At 67.0% G+C, this 16,102-nt stretch carries 15 protein-coding genes; 11 read left to right on the top strand and 4 right to left on the bottom strand.

Features of this window, described 5'->3' with window-relative positions:
- The first annotated feature begins 8 nt into the window (after window positions 1-8).
- Window positions 9-446, top strand: a complete 438-nt coding sequence (locus DKG75_RS15745; protein WP_166646499.1) for an NfeD family protein — start codon at window positions 9-11, stop codon at window positions 444-446.
- Here DKG75_RS15745 and DKG75_RS15750 read toward each other — a convergent pair.
- Together DKG75_RS15750 and DKG75_RS15755 are read right to left on the bottom strand one after the other, a co-directional pair.
- The gene (locus DKG75_RS15750) at window positions 427-1,161 is read right to left on the bottom strand and encodes a DUF1194 domain-containing protein (protein ID WP_109922090.1); all 735 of its coding nucleotides are present in this window, start codon (window positions 1,159-1,161) and stop codon (window positions 427-429) included. The genes DKG75_RS15745 and DKG75_RS15750 overlap by 20 nt on opposite strands.
- Window positions 1,137-2,336: a class I SAM-dependent rRNA methyltransferase gene (locus tag DKG75_RS15755; protein ID WP_109922091.1), complete on the bottom strand. Its 1,200-nt coding sequence runs from the start codon at window positions 2,334-2,336 to the stop codon at window positions 1,137-1,139. Before DKG75_RS15755 ends, DKG75_RS15750 begins: the two co-directional genes overlap by 25 nt.
- A 138-nt stretch (window positions 2,337-2,474) precedes the next feature.
- On the opposite strand from DKG75_RS15755, the gene DKG75_RS15760 reads away from it, so the two are divergent.
- Complete coding sequence (locus DKG75_RS15760) at window positions 2,475-3,302, top strand: SDR family NAD(P)-dependent oxidoreductase (RefSeq protein ID WP_109922093.1); 828 nt, start codon at window positions 2,475-2,477, stop codon at window positions 3,300-3,302.
- On the opposite strand, the gene metC is transcribed toward DKG75_RS15760, so the two are convergent.
- A complete protein-coding gene (metC, locus tag DKG75_RS15765; protein WP_243746546.1) occupies window positions 3,299-4,486 on the bottom strand; it encodes a cystathionine beta-lyase in 1,188 nt (395 codons plus the stop codon). The two genes, DKG75_RS15760 and metC, sit on opposite strands and share 4 nt — an antisense overlap.
- 230 nt (window positions 4,487-4,716) lie before the next feature.
- Between metC and DKG75_RS15770 the strand changes: the two genes are divergently transcribed.
- The 9 genes from DKG75_RS15770 to DKG75_RS15810 all read left to right on the top strand — a co-directional run bounded on the left by DKG75_RS15770 (window position 4,717) and on the right by DKG75_RS15810 (window position 15,632).
- Window positions 4,717-5,736, top strand: coding sequence for an amino acid ABC transporter substrate-binding protein (locus tag DKG75_RS15770; protein WP_109922097.1), 1,020 nt, complete (start codon window positions 4,717-4,719; stop codon window positions 5,734-5,736).
- A 120-nt stretch (window positions 5,737-5,856) separates the two neighbouring features.
- On the top strand, window positions 5,857-7,047 hold the full coding sequence (locus tag DKG75_RS15775; protein WP_109922098.1) for an amino acid ABC transporter permease: 1,191 nt from the start codon (window positions 5,857-5,859) through the stop codon (window positions 7,045-7,047).
- A gap of 16 nt (window positions 7,048-7,063) precedes the next feature.
- Window positions 7,064-8,194: an amino acid ABC transporter permease gene (locus DKG75_RS15780; protein ID WP_109922100.1), complete on the top strand. Its 1,131-nt coding sequence runs from the start codon at window positions 7,064-7,066 to the stop codon at window positions 8,192-8,194.
- A 16-nt stretch (window positions 8,195-8,210) separates the two neighbouring features.
- Entirely contained in the window at window positions 8,211-8,972 is a 762-nt protein-coding gene (locus DKG75_RS15785) for an amino acid ABC transporter ATP-binding protein (RefSeq protein ID WP_109922328.1), read from the top strand.
- Between the two features lie 132 nt (window positions 8,973-9,104).
- On the top strand, window positions 9,105-10,571 hold the full coding sequence (gene guaB, locus DKG75_RS15790) for an IMP dehydrogenase (protein WP_109922101.1): 1,467 nt from the start codon (window positions 9,105-9,107) through the stop codon (window positions 10,569-10,571).
- Between the two features lie 13 nt (window positions 10,572-10,584).
- Window positions 10,585-11,853: an RsmB/NOP family class I SAM-dependent RNA methyltransferase gene (locus DKG75_RS15795; protein WP_109922103.1), complete on the top strand. Its 1,269-nt coding sequence runs from the start codon at window positions 10,585-10,587 to the stop codon at window positions 11,851-11,853.
- Between the two features lie 70 nt (window positions 11,854-11,923).
- Entirely contained in the window at window positions 11,924-12,403 is a 480-nt protein-coding gene (locus DKG75_RS15800) for a tetratricopeptide repeat protein (RefSeq protein ID WP_109922105.1), read from the top strand.
- A 76-nt stretch (window positions 12,404-12,479) separates the two neighbouring features.
- The gene (gene guaA / locus DKG75_RS15805) at window positions 12,480-14,060 is read left to right on the top strand and encodes a glutamine-hydrolyzing GMP synthase (protein WP_109922106.1); all 1,581 of its coding nucleotides are present in this window, start codon (window positions 12,480-12,482) and stop codon (window positions 14,058-14,060) included.
- Window positions 14,061-14,303: 243 nt separating this feature from the next.
- A complete protein-coding gene (locus DKG75_RS15810; RefSeq protein ID WP_425319012.1) occupies window positions 14,304-15,632 on the top strand; it encodes a tyrosine-type recombinase/integrase in 1,329 nt (442 codons plus the stop codon).
- Here the strand turns inward: DKG75_RS15810 and DKG75_RS15815 are convergent.
- Entirely contained in the window at window positions 15,562-15,861 is a 300-nt protein-coding gene (locus tag DKG75_RS15815) for a helix-turn-helix transcriptional regulator (protein WP_425319013.1), read from the bottom strand. The genes DKG75_RS15810 and DKG75_RS15815 overlap by 71 nt on opposite strands.
- Window positions 15,862-16,102 lie beyond the last annotated feature (241 nt).

Raw genomic sequence — 16,102 nt, forward strand, 5'->3', positions numbered from 1 at the left:
CGATGCCGATGCCCGAGATCGTGTTCTGGCACTGGTACGCCCTGGCCGCCGCCCTCGTCGTGCTCGAGGTCGTGGTGCCGGGCGTGCTCTTCCTCTGGCTGGCGATCGGGGCGGTGGTCGCGGGGTCGCTGGTGTTCTTCATCCCCGGCCTCGACCTCCTCTATCAGGTGCTGGCTTTTGCGCTGGCCAGCGGCCTGTCCCTGCTGTTCGGGCACAATATGATGCGCCGGCTGTTGAGCGAACCGCCGGCGCAGGCGGCGCTGAACCAGCGCGATCAGGCCCTGATCGGCGCCGAGGCGGTCCTGATCGAGCCGATCGCCAACGGCAGCGGCCGGGTCCGCCTCGGCGATACCAGCTGGCTGGTGGCGGGGCCGGAGGCGCCGGTGGGCACGCGGGTGCGCGTCGTTGCCGCCGAGGGCACCCGCCTCAAGGTCGAGGTTCTGTAACGGGCCGGGGGTCTGTGAGGGCGGCCACCATGGGTTCGGTGGTCAGCTCGCGCAGGAGCTTCCGCTTGATCGCGCGGGTGAAATCCTCGTAGTCCGTCGCGACCTCGACGAAGGCGCCGGGGCCGCCGATCACTTCGGCGGCATAGAAACTGTCGACATCCGCCTCCTCGTTGACGACGGCAAGGCCGTTCACCGTGATGCCCCGGGCGACCAGGGCATCGCGGGCGAGGCGGGCGGGCGGGCCGGCGCTGGTCTTGCCGTCGCCCGAAAGGTCGATCACCCGGCGGAGCGCCTGGAACGGCAGATTGTCCATGACCAGTCCGGCCCGGCCCAGCGCCGCGCCGATGGCGGTGCCGCCGCCCTCGATATAGCGCGGGCTGTTGCCCAGGGTCTCGCCGAAGGCGGCGGCCGTTTCCGCCGTCACCACCTGCCAGCCGATGTCGAGATGCTGGCGCCCCGGGCTGGACCATTCGAGGACGGCGACTGCGATCCTGCGGTTGGGCCCGCCGGCGATCGCCGCCTGCACCGCCGGATCGGCGAAGGCGGCGGCGATGCCCTGGCTTTGCAGGAAGAATTCGTCGCGGTTGACCGACGACGAGGAATCGAGCGCCAGCACCAGGGCGACGTCGACCGTCTCCGCCCGCGCCGCCGTCGCCGTCGCGGCAACGGCGGCCAGCAGCGCGGCGACGATCAGTCGAGCGCGAGGACGAGCCATTTCAGATAGCCGGTCTCGGGCAGTTGCGGATGCACCGGGTGATCGGGGCCGGCGCCGCCGTCGGCGATGATGCGCGATTCGCGCCCGGCATTGGCGATGCCGCGCGCCACCTCGGTAACGAAGGCATCGTGCTCGATATTATGGCTGCACGACGCGATGAAGAGGAAGCCGCCGGGGGCGACCAGCACCGCCGCATCGCGCGCCAGCTTGCGATAGGCGCGCAGCGCCTGGGGCACATCCTTCCGCGACTTGGCGAAACTGGGCGGATCGGCGACCACGACCTCGTAGCGGTTGCCGGCGTCGCGCTGGCGTTCCGCCTCCTCGAACAGGTCGGCGCGGATGAAGCGGGCCCGGTCGGCAAGGCCGTTGGCGGCGGCACTCGCCTCCGCCGCGCCGAGCGCTTGCTGCGCCCGGTCGACCAGGACCGCGCTTTCCGCGCCCGCCTTCAGGGCGGCGAGGCCGAAGGCGCCGCCGTTGCAGCAGAGATCGAGCACGCGGCCGCCCGGGGCGAGACCGGCGACGAGGCCGCGGGCACCGTGAAGATCGAAGAACCAGCCGGTCTTCTGGCCGTCCAGCGGCTCGACGCCATGGGTCACGCCATGTTCCACCACCTCGACGCGGGCGGGCAGGCTGCCGCGGGCGAGCGTGATCGCGCGCGGCAGGCCTTCGAGTTCGCGATAGGCGCTGTCGTTGCGCAGCACCAAGGCCTGCGGCGCCAGCACCCGGTCGAGCGTGTCGAGCAGCAGGGGGGTGAGCGCCTCCGCCCCCGCCGTATTGGCCTGGACCACCAGGGTCTCGGCGAAACGGTCGATGATGAAGCCGGGCAGGCCGTCGCCCTCGGCATGGACGAGGCGGTAATAGGGCCCGGCAAAGAAATATTCGCGCAGGCGCAGGGCGGCGCGGATCCGGGCTTCCATGAAGGCGCCGTCGATCGCCGCCGGCTGTGCCGCGCCGTCGCGCAGCAGAAGCCGGGCCGCGATCAGCGTGTTGCGGTTGAAGCTGGCGATGCCCAGCGACTTGCCGTCGGCGCGGGCAAGGCGCACCAGCGTCCCCGGCGGCAAGGCCTTGGCGGCGGCATCGAGGCGCAATTCATTGGAATAGGCCCAGGGGTGACCGCCGGAAATGCGGCGGTCGTGCCCGGCCTGGAGCGTGAGGGTCGGAACGGCATCGGTCATGGTGGCGGCAGACTAGCGCGGTTTCCCTGCAAACGGAGGGGGCATTTCACGCCGGTGCCCATGCTGATAGTCCAGTGGGGGGATGCCGGCGGCGGGAAGGCCCTGCACCTTGCCGGAAAGCGAACGGGGGAGGCATCGATGACGGCATCGCTGGCGGGCAGGACGGCCCTGGTCACCGGGGGCAGCGGCGGTATCGGCCTGGCCTGCGCGGCGCGGCTGGCGGCGGATGGCGCCGCCGTCGTCCTGATGGCGCGGCGCGAGGCGGAACTGGCGGCAGCGCGCCAGCGCCTGCTGACGGACATCCCGGCGGCGACGGTCGAGATCGCACCCGGCGATGCCCTGGTCCCGGGGGAGGTGGAGCGTGCCATGGCCGCGGCGGCGGCCCTGGGCGGCGGGCTGGACATCGTGGTGGCGACGGTCGGCGGCAGCATGGGCCACCGGCCGCTGGCGCTGCACGACGAGGAGAGTTTCCGCGCGGTGCTGGACCGCAACCTGACCAGCGCCTTCATCGCCTTCAGGGCGGCCGTGCCCCTGATGGCCCGGGGCGGCAGCATGGTGTTTATTTCCTCGGTCTGCGCCTCGCTGCCCTCGACGTTTCTCATTCCCTATTGCGCCGCCAAGGCGGGGCTGGAGGCGATGGTCAAGGGCGCGGCCAAGGAATGCGCCCGCCTGAATATCCGGGTGAATGCGGTCCGCCCCGGCATGACCCGGGCGGCCGGCGTTGCCACCATGTTCGGCGAACGGATCATGCGCGAGCGGGCGCGGGAACTGATCCCCCTGGGCGGCCCGGGCGATCCCCGGGCGGTGGCCGAGGCGGTGCGCTATCTCGCCGGCAGCGCCTGGGTGACCGGGCAGAGCTTCGCCGTCGACGGCGGCTCGGAACTGGCGCTCAACCGCGCCGTCGACGATGCGGATGCCGGCCTTTTCGGCAGCGGCTGGCCGGATCCCTGGTCCGCCCCGCCTTAAGCCGCGGCCATCCGGGCGAAGCCGGCGTCGAGGTCGGCGATCAGGTCTTCGATGGCTTCGAGCCCGGCATGGAAGCGGAGCAGGGGGCCCTCCTCGGTCCAGGGGCGGGCGGTGCGGACGCCCTCCGGGTGCTGGGGCACGCACAGGCTTTCATAGCCGCCCCAGGACCAGCCCATGCCGAAGAATTCGAGGCCGTCGAGGAAGGCCGCCAGCTTTTCACGCGGGACCGGGTGCAGCACGGCGCCGAACAGGCCGCTGGCGCCGGTGAAATCGCGCCGCCACAGGGCATGGCCCGGGTCGTCGGGCAGGGCCGGGTGCAGCACGCGCCTGACCTCGGGCCGGGCCTGGAGATAGCGGGCGAGCGCCAGCCCCGTCTCCTGGTGCCGGTCGAGGCGGACGGCCAGGGTGCGCAAGCCCCGCTGGGCCAGATACATGTCGTCCGGCCCGGTCCAGATGCCGAGGTCGCCCGCCGCCTTGGCGACCTTCGGAAAAGTCGCGGCATTGGCGGCGATGGTGCCGAGCAGGGCATCCGAATGGCCGACGATATATTTCGTCGCCGCCTGCACCGAGACATCGACGCCGAGCAGGATCGGCTTGAAGAAATGCGGCGAGGCCCAGGTATTGTCGATCACGGTGACGATCCCGCGGTCCGCCGCCTTGGCCGCGGCGACGATGGCCGGCACGTCCTGCACCTCGAAGGTGAGGGAGCCCGGGCTTTCGAGGAAGATCACCCTGGTGTTCGGCCGGATCAGGCCGGCGATGCCGGCGCCGGCGAGGGGATCGTAATAGGTCGTCTCGATGCCGAGGCGCTTCAGGATGCCGTTGCAGATCGTCCGCGTCGGGCCATAGGCGGTATCGACCATCAGCAGGTGATCCCCGGCCGACAGCAGGCCGAGCAGCGCAACGCCCACCGCCGACAGGCCGGACGGGGTGAGCACGCAGCCGGCAGCGCCTTCGAGGGCGGCGATCGCATCGCTGAGCACGAAGCTGGTCGGCGTGCCGCGCCGGCCATAGGTCACCCGATGCGGATCGGCCGAGGGCTTCTGCGCCGCTTCGAGGGCGTCGAGGGTCGGAAACAGGATGGTCGAGGCGTGATAGACCGGCGGGTTGACGGCGCCGCCCTGGTCCTGCGGCCGGCGGCCCAGGTGAACGATATCGGTTTCCGGTCGATGTTTGCGAGACAAGGCGTGCTCCTTCGGGCAATCTCGATGTGATAGCGCAGCCCGCGGCATCTGTCGCTTTTGTCGCATCGCCTAAAGAACGGGCGCTATCGGTAAAGTCCGCAGTGCAGCGCACAAAATTTGATCGTTACGGCTTGGCAAGGCAAACGATTGGCTGTTAGCGTGTGCTGCCTGGATCGATTGCATCGTGACAAGAACGCAAGATCCATCACAGCCAAAGGGGGCTTTCTGACATGAATAAGCTGAGCCAGATCACGATCGGCGCGCTGCTCGCGCTCGGTACGGTGAGCGCAGCGCAGGCCGGCACGCTCGACGACGTCAAGAAGAAGGGCTTCGTGCAGTGTGGCGTCAGCGCGGGCCTCGCTGGCTTCTCCGCGCCGGACGACAAGGGCAATTACTCCGGCATCGACGTCGACATCTGCAAGGCCGTCGCCGCCGCCGTCTTCGGCGACGCGACCAAGGTCAAGTTCACGCCGCTGACCGCGAAGGAACGTTTCACGGCCCTGCAGTCGGGCGAAGTGGACCTCCTGTCGCGCAACACCACCTGGACGCTGAACCGCGACACGGCCCAGGGCCTGTCGTTCACCGGCGTCACCTATTACGGCGGCCAGGGCTTCATGGTCCGCAAGTCGCTGGGGGTGAAGAGCGCCAAGGAGCTGGACGGCGCCTCGGTCTGCACCGAAACCGGCACCACCACCGAACTGAACCTGTCCGACTACTTCAAGTCGAACGGGCTGAAGTACACCGTGGTCGCCCTCGGTTCCAATTCGGAGGCGGTCGCCGCCTATGACTCGGGCCGTTGCGACGCCTATACGACCGATGCCTCGGGCCTCTATGCCACCCGTATCGCCCTGGCCAAGCCGGACGATCACATCGTGCTGCCCGAAATCATCTCGAAGGAGCCGCTGGGCCCGGTGGTCCGCCAGGGCGACAGCCAGTGGTTCGGCGTGGTGAAGTGGTCGCTGTTCGCGCTCGTCGCCGCCGAGGAATACGGCGTGACCGCCGCCAATGTCGACGAGTCCAAGGCGTCCTCCGCCAATCCGGAAGTGAAGCGCCTGCTCGGGGCCGAAGGCGAATTCGGCACCCCCATGGGCCTGCCGAACGACTGGGCCTATCAGATCGTGAAGCAGCTCGGCAATTACGGCGAAGTCTTCGACCGCAACGTCGGCGCCGGCTCGCCGCTGAAGATCGACCGCGGCATCAATGCGCTCTGGAGCAAGGGCGGCCTGCAGTACGCCCCGCCGTTCCGCTGATCGGCCAAGGCAACAGGGACAGACGAGCGGCGCATCACGGTTTCCCCCGCGATGCGCCGCTTCGCATTTGACGCTCGACGTTTGTAAAGGCCCGGGTTCTGGGGCGTGCAGGGGACACACATGGCGAAACAAGATGGTGCCGGGGGCGGCGCCCGACGGGCATCGCTCCTCTATGATCCGGCTTTCCGCGGCATCGCGTTCCAGGTCGTCCTGCTGGCGGTCGTGCTTTTCGTCGGCTGGTATCTGTACCACAACACGACCCAGAATCTGGCGCAGCGGAACATCGCGTCCGGCTTCGGCTTCCTGTCGCAGCCGGCGGGCTTCGACATCATCCAGGCCATGATCCCCTATGGCTCGAACGCGACCTATGGCGAAGCCTTCGTCGTCGCCCTGCTGAACACGCTGCTGATCTCGCTGATCGGCATCGTGCTTGCCACCGTCATCGGCTTCATCGTCGGCATCTCGCGCCTGTCCAACAATTGGATCGTGGCCCGTCTCGCCACGATCTATGTCGAGGTGCTGCGCAACACGCCGCTGCTGCTGCAGATCTTCTTCTGGTATTTCGCGGTGCTGCGCGCCCTGCCGGGGCCGCGCCAGTCGATCAGCCCGGTGGACGGGATCTATCTGAACCAGCGCGGCCTCTACATGCCGGTGCCGGTCACCGAGCCCGGGTTCTGGACCATTCCCGTCGCCTTCATTCTCGGCATCGCCGCCGCCGTCGGGATTTCCGTCTGGGCGCGCCGGCGCCTGATGGCGACCGGCCAGCAATTCCCCGCCTTCTGGGCCGGGCTTGCCGCCATCGTGCTGCTGCCCGTGCTGGCGGCGCTGGTCACCGGCGTGCCCTTCACTTTCGAGCTGCCGGAACTGAAGGGGTTCAACTTCCAGGGCGGCCTCGTCCTCATTCCGGAATTCATGGCAGTGCTTTTCGCCCTGTCGCTCTATACCGCGTCCTTCATCGCCGAAGTGGTGCGCTCCGGCATCCTCGCGGTCTCGAAGGGCCAGACCGAGGCGGCCCATGCCCTCGGCATCCGCCAGGGGCTGACGCTGCGCCTCGTGGTCATTCCCCAGGCGCTGCGGGTCATGATCCCGCCGATGACCAGCCAGTACCTGAACCTCCTGAAGAATTCCTCGCTCGGCGCCGCCGTCGGCTATCCGGAATTGGTCGCGGTGGTCGCCGGCACGGTGCTGAACCAGACCGGCCAGGCGATCGAGGTGATCACCCTGACCATGGCGGTCTATCTCACCTTCAGCCTGCTGATCTCCCTGTTCATGAACTGGTACAACGCCCGCAAGGCGTTGGTCGAACGCTGAGGGAGGGGGAACGATCATGACCGACCAATCCCAGGGCTTCGTCTTCACCCCGACCCCGCCCCAGCCGCCGCCGGCCAATACGGTGGGCGTCGTCGGCTGGCTGCGCAACAATCTGTTCAACGGCGTGTTCAACACGATCCTGACCGTCGTCTCGCTGTTCCTGCTCTATCTGGTGCTGCCGCCGCTGATCGACTGGGCGATCGTCAGCGCCACGATTTCCGGCACCGACCGCACGCAATGCGAGGCGGCGGAAGCGGCGGGCGCCGGCGGCGCCTGCTGGACCTTCATCAAGGTCCGCTTCAACCAGATCCTGTTCGGCTTCTATCCCGAAGGCGAGCAGTGGCGGCCGGTCGTCACCTTCCTGATCGGTTTCGCCGGCATCGCCGCCACCGCCTTCCGCTTTGCCGGCAAGCGCTGGCTGGTGCTGTTCCTGCTCACCCTCTACCCGATCCTCGCCTTCATCCTGCTCTCGGGCGGGGTCCTTGGCCTGGCGGAGGTCGAGACGGCGAAATGGGGCGGCCTGACCGTGACCCTGGTGGTTTCGGTCACCGGCATCGTCGCCTCCTTCCCGATCGGCATCGCGCTGGCGCTCGGCCGGCGCTCGAAGATGCCGATCGTGAAATCGGCCTGCGTCGTCTTCATCGAAGTGGTGCGCGGCGTGCCGCTGATCTCGGTGCTGTTCATGGCCTCGGTCATGCTGCCGCTGTTCCTGCCCGAGGGGGTGACCTTCAACAAGCTGCTCCGGGCCCTGGTCGGCGTCACCCTGTTCACCGCCGCCTATATGGCGGAAGTGGTGCGCGGCGGCCTCCAGGCGGTGCCGAAGGGCCAGTACGAGGGCGCGGCGGCGCTCGGCCTCGGCTATTGGAAGATGATGATCCTGATCATCCTGCCCCAGGCGCTGAAGCTGGTGATCCCCTCGATCGTGAACAGCTTCATCTCCCTGTTCAAGGATACGACCCTCGTCTACATCGTCGGCCTGTTCGACGTTCTCGAGATCATCCGCGTCTCGACCAAGGACGCCAACTGGATCGGCTTCGAGAAGGAAGGCTATGCCTTCGCCGCCCTGATGTTCTGGGTCTTCTGCTTTACCATGTCGCGCGTCTCGCTCCGCATCGAGAAGCGCCTCGACACCAGCCACCGCAAGTGACGGAGTGCCATTGACCATGACCGCTGCAACCCCCGCCATTTCGGACAAGCTCGCCGTCGAACTCTCGGACGTGAACAAGTGGTACGGCGAGTTTCACGTGCTGCGGAACGTGAACCTCAGCGTCTACAAGGGCGAGCGCATCGTGATCTGCGGCCCGTCGGGTTCGGGCAAGTCGACCATGATCCGCTGCATCAACCGGCTGGAGGAACACCAGAAGGGCCGGATCGTCGTCGACGGCATCGAACTGACCTCCGACCTCAAGCGGATCGACGAGATCCGCCGCGAGGTCGGCATGGTGTTCCAGCATTTCAACCTCTTCCCGCATCTGACCGTGCTGCAGAACTGCACCCTGGCGCCGATCTACGTCCGCGGCATGCCGAAAAGGGACGCGGAAGAAATCGCGATGAAATACCTGAAGCGGGTGCGCATTCCCGAGCAGGCGAACAAATACCCGGGCCAATTGTCCGGCGGGCAGCAGCAGCGCGTGGCCATCGCGCGCTCGCTGTGCATGAGCCCGAAGATCATGCTGTTCGACGAGCCGACCTCGGCCCTCGACCCCGAAATGGTCAAGGAAGTGCTCGATACCATGGTCTCGCTGGCGGAAGAGGGCATGACCATGCTCTGCGTCACCCATGAAATGGGTTTCGCCCGCCAGGTCGCCAATCGGGTGATCTTCATGGACCGGGGCGAAATCGTCGAACAGAACGAGCCGAACGAATTCTTCTCCAACCCGAAGAGCGACCGCACCAGGCTCTTCCTGTCGCAGATCCTGCACTGATCGGCATCCGTCCCCGGGCCCGCCATGCGGCGCATGGCGGGCCTGCGCGAGGCCGCTAGGCCGGGCGAGGGGCTTGTGGTATAGAGCGCGACCCCATTTCAGGAACCGCTCCCTGCTGCAACGGAGGACACGATGCAGATCCGCGAAGCTCTTACCTTCGACGATGTCCTGCTGACACCCGCCGCCTCCAGCGTCCTGCCGGCCCAGGTCGACACCAGAACCCGGGTCACCAAGTCGATCGAACTCAATATTCCCCTGATTTCCGCCGCCATGGACACGGTGACCGAGGCCAATATGGCGATCGCCATGGCCCAGGCCGGCGGCATCGGCGTTATCCACCGCAACATGGATATCGACCAGCAGGCCGACCAGGTCCGCCAGGTGAAGAAATTCGAGTCGGGCATGGTGGTGAACCCGGTCACCATCTCTCCCGACCGGACCCTGGCCGATGCCCTGTTCCTGATGCGGAAATATGCCATTTCCGGGATTCCGGTGGTCGAGCCGGTCTCGGGGCGGCTGGTCGGCATTCTCACCAACCGCGACGTCCGCTTCGCCACCGACCAGAGCCAGCTGATCTCGGAACTGATGACCAAGGAAAACCTGGTCACGGTCAACGACAACATCGACCGGGGCGAAGCCAAGCGCCTGCTGCATAAGCACCGGATCGAGAAACTGCTGGTGGTCGACGACGTCTTCCGCTGCGTCGGCCTGATCACGGTGAAGGATATCGAGAAGTCGCAGAAGCACCCGAACGCGGCCAAGGATGCCGCCGGGCGCCTGCGCGTCGCCGCCGCCACCACGGTCGGCGACGACGGTTTCGCCCGGGCCGAGGCGCTGGTTTCCGCCGGCTGCGACCTGATCGTGGTCGATACCGCCCATGGCCATTCCCAGCGCGTGGTCGAGGCGGTCGCCCGGATCAAGAAACTGTCCAACGAGGTGCAGGTGGTGGCCGGCAATGTCGCCACCGCCGAGGCGGCCAAGGCCCTGATGGGCGCCGGCGCCGATGCCATCAAGGTCGGCATCGGCCCGGGCTCGATCTGCACCACCCGCATGGTCGCCGGCGTCGGCGTGCCCCAACTGACGGCGGTCATGGATACCGCCGAAGTCTGCCGCAAGGAAGGCATCCCGGTGATCGCCGACGGCGGCATCAAGCTGTCGGGCGATTTCGCCAAGGCGATCGCCGCCGGCGCCTCGGTCGCCATGGTCGGTTCCCTGCTCGCCGGCACCGACGAAGCCCCGGGCGAGGTCTTCCTCTACCAGGGCCGCAGCTACAAGGCCTATCGCGGCATGGGCTCGGTGGGGGCCATGGCGCGCGGCTCCGCCGACCGCTACTTCCAGGAGGAAGTGAAGGACACGCTGAAGCTGGTGCCGGAAGGCATCGAGGGCCAGGTGCCCTACAAGGGCTCGGTCCATACCGTCGTCCACCAGCTGGTGGGCGGGCTGCGCGCGGCCATGGGCTATACCGGCTCGGCCACGGTGACGGATTTCCAGGACCGCGCGGAATTCGTCCGCATCACCAATGCGGGCCTGCGCGAAAGCCATGTCCACGACGTGACCATCACCCGCGAAAGCCCGAACTACCCCCAGGGCGGCCGGTAACCGCGGCCTTCCCGTGCAGCCCGCCGCCCGGCTGGCCGCCGCCATCGAACTGCTGGCCGAGATTGGCGCCGGCGGCGAGGCGGCGGACCGTGTCGTCGACCGCTATTTCCGCCACCGGCGCTATGCCGGCAAGCAGGACCGTGCCGCGATCGCCGGCATCGTCTGGCATGCCATCCGGCGCGCGACCTCGCTGCCCTGGCTGACCGGGACGGGCGCTCATCCCGCACCCCGGCTGGCCGGGCTGGCCGCCGCGGTGCTCTCGGGCTTTGCCGATGCCGCCACCGTCGATCGCTGGTGCGACGGCCAGGGCCATGCCCCGGCGCCCCTGAGCTACGAGGAAAGAGCGGCTCTGGCCCGCCTCGGCGAGGACCGGGTCCCGCCCGACTGGGTGCAGGGCGATTATCCCGAAAGCCTGGGGCCCCTGCTGCTGCGCCGCTTCGGCGCGCGCCTGCCCACGGTCATGGCGGCGATGGCCGGCCGTGCCCCCCTGGATCTCCGGGTCAACAGGCTGAAGGCCGGCCGGGAGGCCGTGCTCGACGAATTGCGCGGCCTCGGCCTTCAGGTCGAGGGCTGCGCCCTGTCCCCGGTCGGGATCCGGGTCGCGGGGCGGGAGCGCCTGGGCCCGCTCGCCCCCTTCGCCGAAGGACGAGTGGAGGTGCAGGACGAGGGCTCGCAACTGGTGGCGCTCGCCTGTGCCGCGGCGCCCGGGCAGGCGGTGGCCGATTTCTGCGCCGGGGCCGGCGGCAAGACCCTGGCCCTGGCCGCCGAGATGCAGGGCAGGGGCCGTCTTCTCGCCCTCGATATCGACGCGTTCCGCCTGAAGCGGATGGAACCGCGCCTGACCCGCGCCGGGATCGATCAATTCGTCGAGCGCGCCGCCCTCGACCCGGATCTCCTGGCGCGGGAGGCGGGGGCCTTCGACGCCGTCCTGGTCGATGCGCCGTGCAGCCTGTCCGGCACCTGGCGCCGCAACCCGCTGGCCCGGCAGCAGGCGACGCCGGAACGGGTGGCGGAACTGGCCGCCCTTCAGGGCCGCATCCTCGATCAGGCGGCGGGGCTGGTGAAGCCGGGCGGCCGCCTCGTCTATGCCACCTGTTCGGTCTTCGTCGAGGAGGACGAGGATGTGGTCGCGGGTTTCCTCGGCCGCCGCGGGGATTTCGCCGCGGCCGATCACGCCGCCCTGTTCCCCGGCCTTGCCGGCGGCCCGCTCGGCCTCGCCCTCGATCCGGCGGCGCAGGGGACAGACGGTTTCTTCCTTGCCGTGATGATGCGCGCGGCCTGATCGCGGCGGGTTGCCGCGGGGCGGCCGGCGGCTCATCCTCGCGGGGCCTGGGTTCACCAAGGGGAAGACGATGAACAGGATTCTGACGGCCTCCATGCTCGCCCTGGCGCTGTCCCTGGGCGGGGCCTTCGCGCCTGCCTTCGGGGCGGGGACCGAGACAGGGCCAGCCTCGGCTGAAACCTTCGCCGATTATGCCGCCGGCAAGGCGGCGGTCGCGGCCAAGGATTGGGCCACGGCGATCAAGCATCTGACTGCGGTGGTCGATGCCGATCCGGACAATGCCGATGCCGAGAATCTGCTCGGCTACAGCTACCGGAAATCGGGGAATTACGAAGCGGCCAAGCGCCACTACTGGCAGGCGCTGAAGCTGGACCCGGATCACCGGGGGGCGCGGGAATATCTGGGCGAGGCATTCCTCGAACAGAAGAACCTCGCCAAGGCCGAGGAGCAATTGGCCGAACTCGCCCGTATCTGCCCCGCCGGCTGCGAAGAGCGGACCGAGTTGCAGCAGGCCATCGACGCCTATAAGAAGGCAAACCCCGGCGGCTGACCATTGCGGCTTTCAGGGGGGGCGGGGCTGAAATTGCCCGTTTACTAAGGCCGGGCTTATCAGTAGCGTCCGCGCCATGTCCGACATCGCCCTTCCCCCCCTTCATTCCGCCGCCGACACCATCCTGATCGTCGACTTCGGCTCGCAGGTGACCCAGCTCATCGCCCGCCGCGTCCGCGAGGCCGGGGTCTATTGCGAGATCGTGCCCTTCGCCAAGGCGCAGGAAGGCTACGACCGCCTGAACCCGAAGGCGGTGATCCTGTCCGGCAGCCCCGCCTCGGTGACCGAGGAGAACGGCCCCCGGGCGCCGGAGGCGATCCTGAATTCGGGCCGGCCGATCTTCGGCATCTGCTATGGCGAACAGGTGATCTGCCACCAGATGGGCGGCACGGTGGAGCCAGGCCACGACCGCGAATTCGGCCGCGCCCAGCTCGATGTGACCGACGGCTGCCGCCTGTTCGACGGTCTCTGGGCCAAGGGCGACAAGCCCCAGGTGTGGATGAGCCATGGCGACCGCGTGACCGCGATCCCGCCCGGCTTCCGCGTCGTCGCCACCTCGCCGGGGGCGCCCTTCGCGGCCATCGCCAATGACGACAAGCGCATCTACGCCGTGCAGTTCCACCCCGAGGTGGTGCATACGCCCGACGGCGCCCGGCTGATTTCCCGCTTCGTCCACGATGTGGCCGGCTGCCAGGCCGATTGGACCATGCATGCCTTCCGCGAGGCGGAAATCGCCCGCATCCGCGCCCAGGTCGGCAGCGGGCGGGTGATCTGCGGCCTGTCCGGCGGGGTCGATTCCTCGGTGGTCGCGGTCCTCCTGCACGAGGCGATCGGCGACCAGCTCACCTGCGTCTTCGTCGACACCGGCCTGATGCGGGCGGGCGAGGCGGAAGAGGTGGTGACCCTGTTCCGCGACCATTACAACATCCGCCTGGTGCATTCGGACGCCGGCGACCTCTTCCTCGGCAAGCTGGCGGGCGTGACCGATCCCGAGCAGAAGCGGAAGATCATCGGCGCCACCTTCATCGACGTCTTCGAGACGGAAGCGAAGGCGATCGGCGGCGCCGACTTCCTGGCCCAGGGCACGCTCTATCCGGATGTGATCGAAAGCGTTTCCTTCTCGGGCGGGCCCAGCGTCACCATCAAGTCGCACCACAATGTCGGCGGCCTGCCGGCGCGCATGCGCATGAAGCTGGTCGAACCCTTGCGGGAACTGTTCAAGGACGAGGTCCGCGCCCTTGGCCGCGAACTCGGCCTGCCGGCGGCCTTCGTCGGTCGCCACCCGTTCCCGGGGCCCGGCCTCGCCATCCGCATCCCCGGCGACATCACCTTCGAGAAGCTGGAAATCCTGCGCAAGGCAGACAGGATCTATCTCGAAGAGATCCGCAACGCCGGCCTCTACGACGAGATCTGGCAGGCCTTCGCCGTGCTGCTGCCCGTGCGCACCGTCGGCGTGATGGGCGACGGCCGCACCTACGACCAGGTCTGCGGCCTGCGCGCCGTCACCTCGGTCGACGGCATGACCGCGGACAGCTACCCCTTCGAGCACGCCTTCCTGTCCCGCGTCGCCACCCGCATCATCAACGAAGTCAAGGGCATCAACCGCGTCGTCTACGACATCACCTCGAAGCCGCCCGGCACCATCGAGTGGGAATGATTTTTGCCCATCCCAGGGTATCCAGCGGTATCCAGAAATGCGACATAACACACTGAAATAAAAAAGAAAGTCGTTCACTACCGTTCGAGAGCTATCGGCCGGCAGAGATGCCGGCTGACGTACTTGCTGACGGTGTGCTTCTCTCTTGCGAAAGTGGATTTCGTCCGATACCGTCAAGGTCTGAGCGCCATTGACGGTCTTTTTTTACGTCTAATAGGTTGTAAGAAAAGAGATTTTGCTCAAATGGCGCCCAAGAATGGCCTGACGGTCTTTTTTCGTGGAGGCGCGGAAATGCTTACTGATGCGGCCCTTAAGCATCTGAAACCAAAAGAGAAAATCTATAAGGTGACGGACCGGGACGGCATGTACGTGCTCGTAAAGCCTTCCGGGACCCTCACGTTCCGGCTGGATTACCGGTTGAACGGGCGGCGCGAGACCGTGACGTTCGGCAAATACGGTCCGGCGGGCCTGTCACTTGCTCGGGCTCGAGAGCTGTGCATCGACGCCAAGCGGGCCATTGCCGAGGGGCGGTCGCCGGCGATTGAAAAGCAGCGGGACAAGCGCCGTCTCTTGGAAGCGAAGAGCTTTGGCGAGTTCGGCGAGAAATGGCTGACCACGGCGCCGATGGCGGACAGCACGCGCGCGATGCGCCGATCGATCTTCGAGCGTGAGCTGCTACCCGTATGGCGGAACAGGCTTCTGAAAGAGATCACGCCGGACGACTTGCGGGCCCATTGCGGCGCCATCGTCGATCGCGGTGCGCCGGCGACGGCGATCCACGTCCGCGACATTCTCAAGCAGATCTACGGCTTCGCGATCCTGCACGGCGAGAAGGTCGCCAACCCCGCTGACGATGTCGGACCGGCTTCGATCGCGACCTTCGTACCGAAGGATCGATCGCTCTCGCCAACCGAGATCAGGATCATGCTTAAGCTGCTTGAGAAGGTGGCGACGCTGCCGACCATCAGGCTGGGCATGCGCCTCTACCTGCAGACCATGGTGCGCAAGAGCGAGCTCCAGGACGCCACATGGGACGAGGTCGATTTCGAGAATGCTGTCTGGACGATCCCGAAGGAGCGGATGAAGCGCTCGAAGGCGCACAATGTCTACCTGTCGCGCCAAGTCCTCGACATCATGATCGCGTTGAAGACCTGCGCTGGGAATTCGAAGTATCTTCTGCCGTCGCGCTACGACGCGGATGCGCCCATGTCTCGTGCGACGTTCAATCGCGTCACCTACGCGGTTGTCGAGCAGGCGAAGAAGGATGGCCTGCCTCTGGAGCCATTCACAGTTCACGATCTACGGAGGACGGGCTCGACACTACTCAACGAGCTGGGCTTCAACAGCGACTGGATCGAGAAGTGCTTGGCGCACGAGGATGGCCGGTCGTCACGCGGCGTTTACAACAAGGCGGAGTACGAGGTGCAGCGTCGCCACATGATGCAGGAATGGTCGGACATCATCGACGCCTGGGCCGAAGGCAAGAAGCGCATGCCGGTACTCATCCCGCCTTCGATGCCGCTGTTTGAGCCAGACCCGGCTCTCGAACAGGGCGCGACCGCCGCTGCCTGACATCAGGAGATTGAGCGCGCATGATGGGTATCGATCGGCGGGAGGTTAACCAGGCTTCGACCTCCGCCAGATCCCACACGACGCAGCGCGGTGAGAGAGCGAAGCGTCGAGGGAACTCTCCTCGCTGTTCCATTTCGTAGATGGTGCTGTCGGCAAGCGGCACCATTTCACGGAGTTGCTGTCGACGGATGGTCCGCTTGATTGGAATGTCATTTCGGCGAGCCATCATCGTCTCCTCAACTCGTCCTCTGGAGGAAATGAGCGCGATAGGCCCCGAAAGGGAAGGGAGGAAATTTAGATGTCGGACAGCAGGATACTGTGGCGTACAAATAGAAAGCTGTCTGGCCTGGCGATCGATGCACCCATCGCGCTGAAGGCAAGGTCACTAGTTCGAATCCTGTTGGGCGCGCCACCTACGCTAGACTGCGACCGCTAACCGACGATACGATACCGTACGCAAGTGCATCCGA

Origin of the sequence: Zavarzinia compransoris (assembly GCF_003173055.1) — a bacterium.
GTDB classification, from domain to species: domain Bacteria; phylum Pseudomonadota; class Alphaproteobacteria; order Zavarziniales; family Zavarziniaceae; genus Zavarzinia; species Zavarzinia compransoris.

What these genes read in the sequence shown, in the direction of transcription:
- DKG75_RS15745 (WP_166646499.1), top strand. Translation starts at nt 9, where the DNA reads ATGCCCGAGATCGTGTTCTGGCACTGGTACGCCCTGGCCGCCGCCCTC.
- DKG75_RS15750 (WP_109922090.1), bottom strand. Translation starts at nt 1,161, where the DNA reads ATGGCTCGTCCTCGCGCTCGACTGATCGTCGCCGCGCTGCTGGCCGCC.
- DKG75_RS15755 (WP_109922091.1), bottom strand. Translation starts at nt 2,336, where the DNA reads ATGACCGATGCCGTTCCGACCCTCACGCTCCAGGCCGGGCACGACCGC.
- DKG75_RS15760 (WP_109922093.1), top strand. Translation starts at nt 2,475, where the DNA reads ATGACGGCATCGCTGGCGGGCAGGACGGCCCTGGTCACCGGGGGCAGC.
- DKG75_RS15770 (WP_109922097.1), top strand. Translation starts at nt 4,717, where the DNA reads ATGAATAAGCTGAGCCAGATCACGATCGGCGCGCTGCTCGCGCTCGGT.
- DKG75_RS15775 (WP_109922098.1), top strand. Translation starts at nt 5,857, where the DNA reads ATGGCGAAACAAGATGGTGCCGGGGGCGGCGCCCGACGGGCATCGCTC.
- DKG75_RS15780 (WP_109922100.1), top strand. Translation starts at nt 7,064, where the DNA reads ATGACCGACCAATCCCAGGGCTTCGTCTTCACCCCGACCCCGCCCCAG.
- DKG75_RS15785 (WP_109922328.1), top strand. Translation starts at nt 8,211, where the DNA reads ATGACCGCTGCAACCCCCGCCATTTCGGACAAGCTCGCCGTCGAACTC.
- guaB (WP_109922101.1), top strand. Translation starts at nt 9,105, where the DNA reads ATGCAGATCCGCGAAGCTCTTACCTTCGACGATGTCCTGCTGACACCC.
- DKG75_RS15800 (WP_109922105.1), top strand. Translation starts at nt 11,924, where the DNA reads ATGAACAGGATTCTGACGGCCTCCATGCTCGCCCTGGCGCTGTCCCTG.
- guaA (WP_109922106.1), top strand. Translation starts at nt 12,480, where the DNA reads ATGTCCGACATCGCCCTTCCCCCCCTTCATTCCGCCGCCGACACCATC.
- DKG75_RS15810 (WP_425319012.1), top strand. Translation starts at nt 14,304, where the DNA reads ATGGCGCCCAAGAATGGCCTGACGGTCTTTTTTCGTGGAGGCGCGGAA.
- DKG75_RS15815 (WP_425319013.1), bottom strand. Translation starts at nt 15,861, where the DNA reads ATGATGGCTCGCCGAAATGACATTCCAATCAAGCGGACCATCCGTCGA.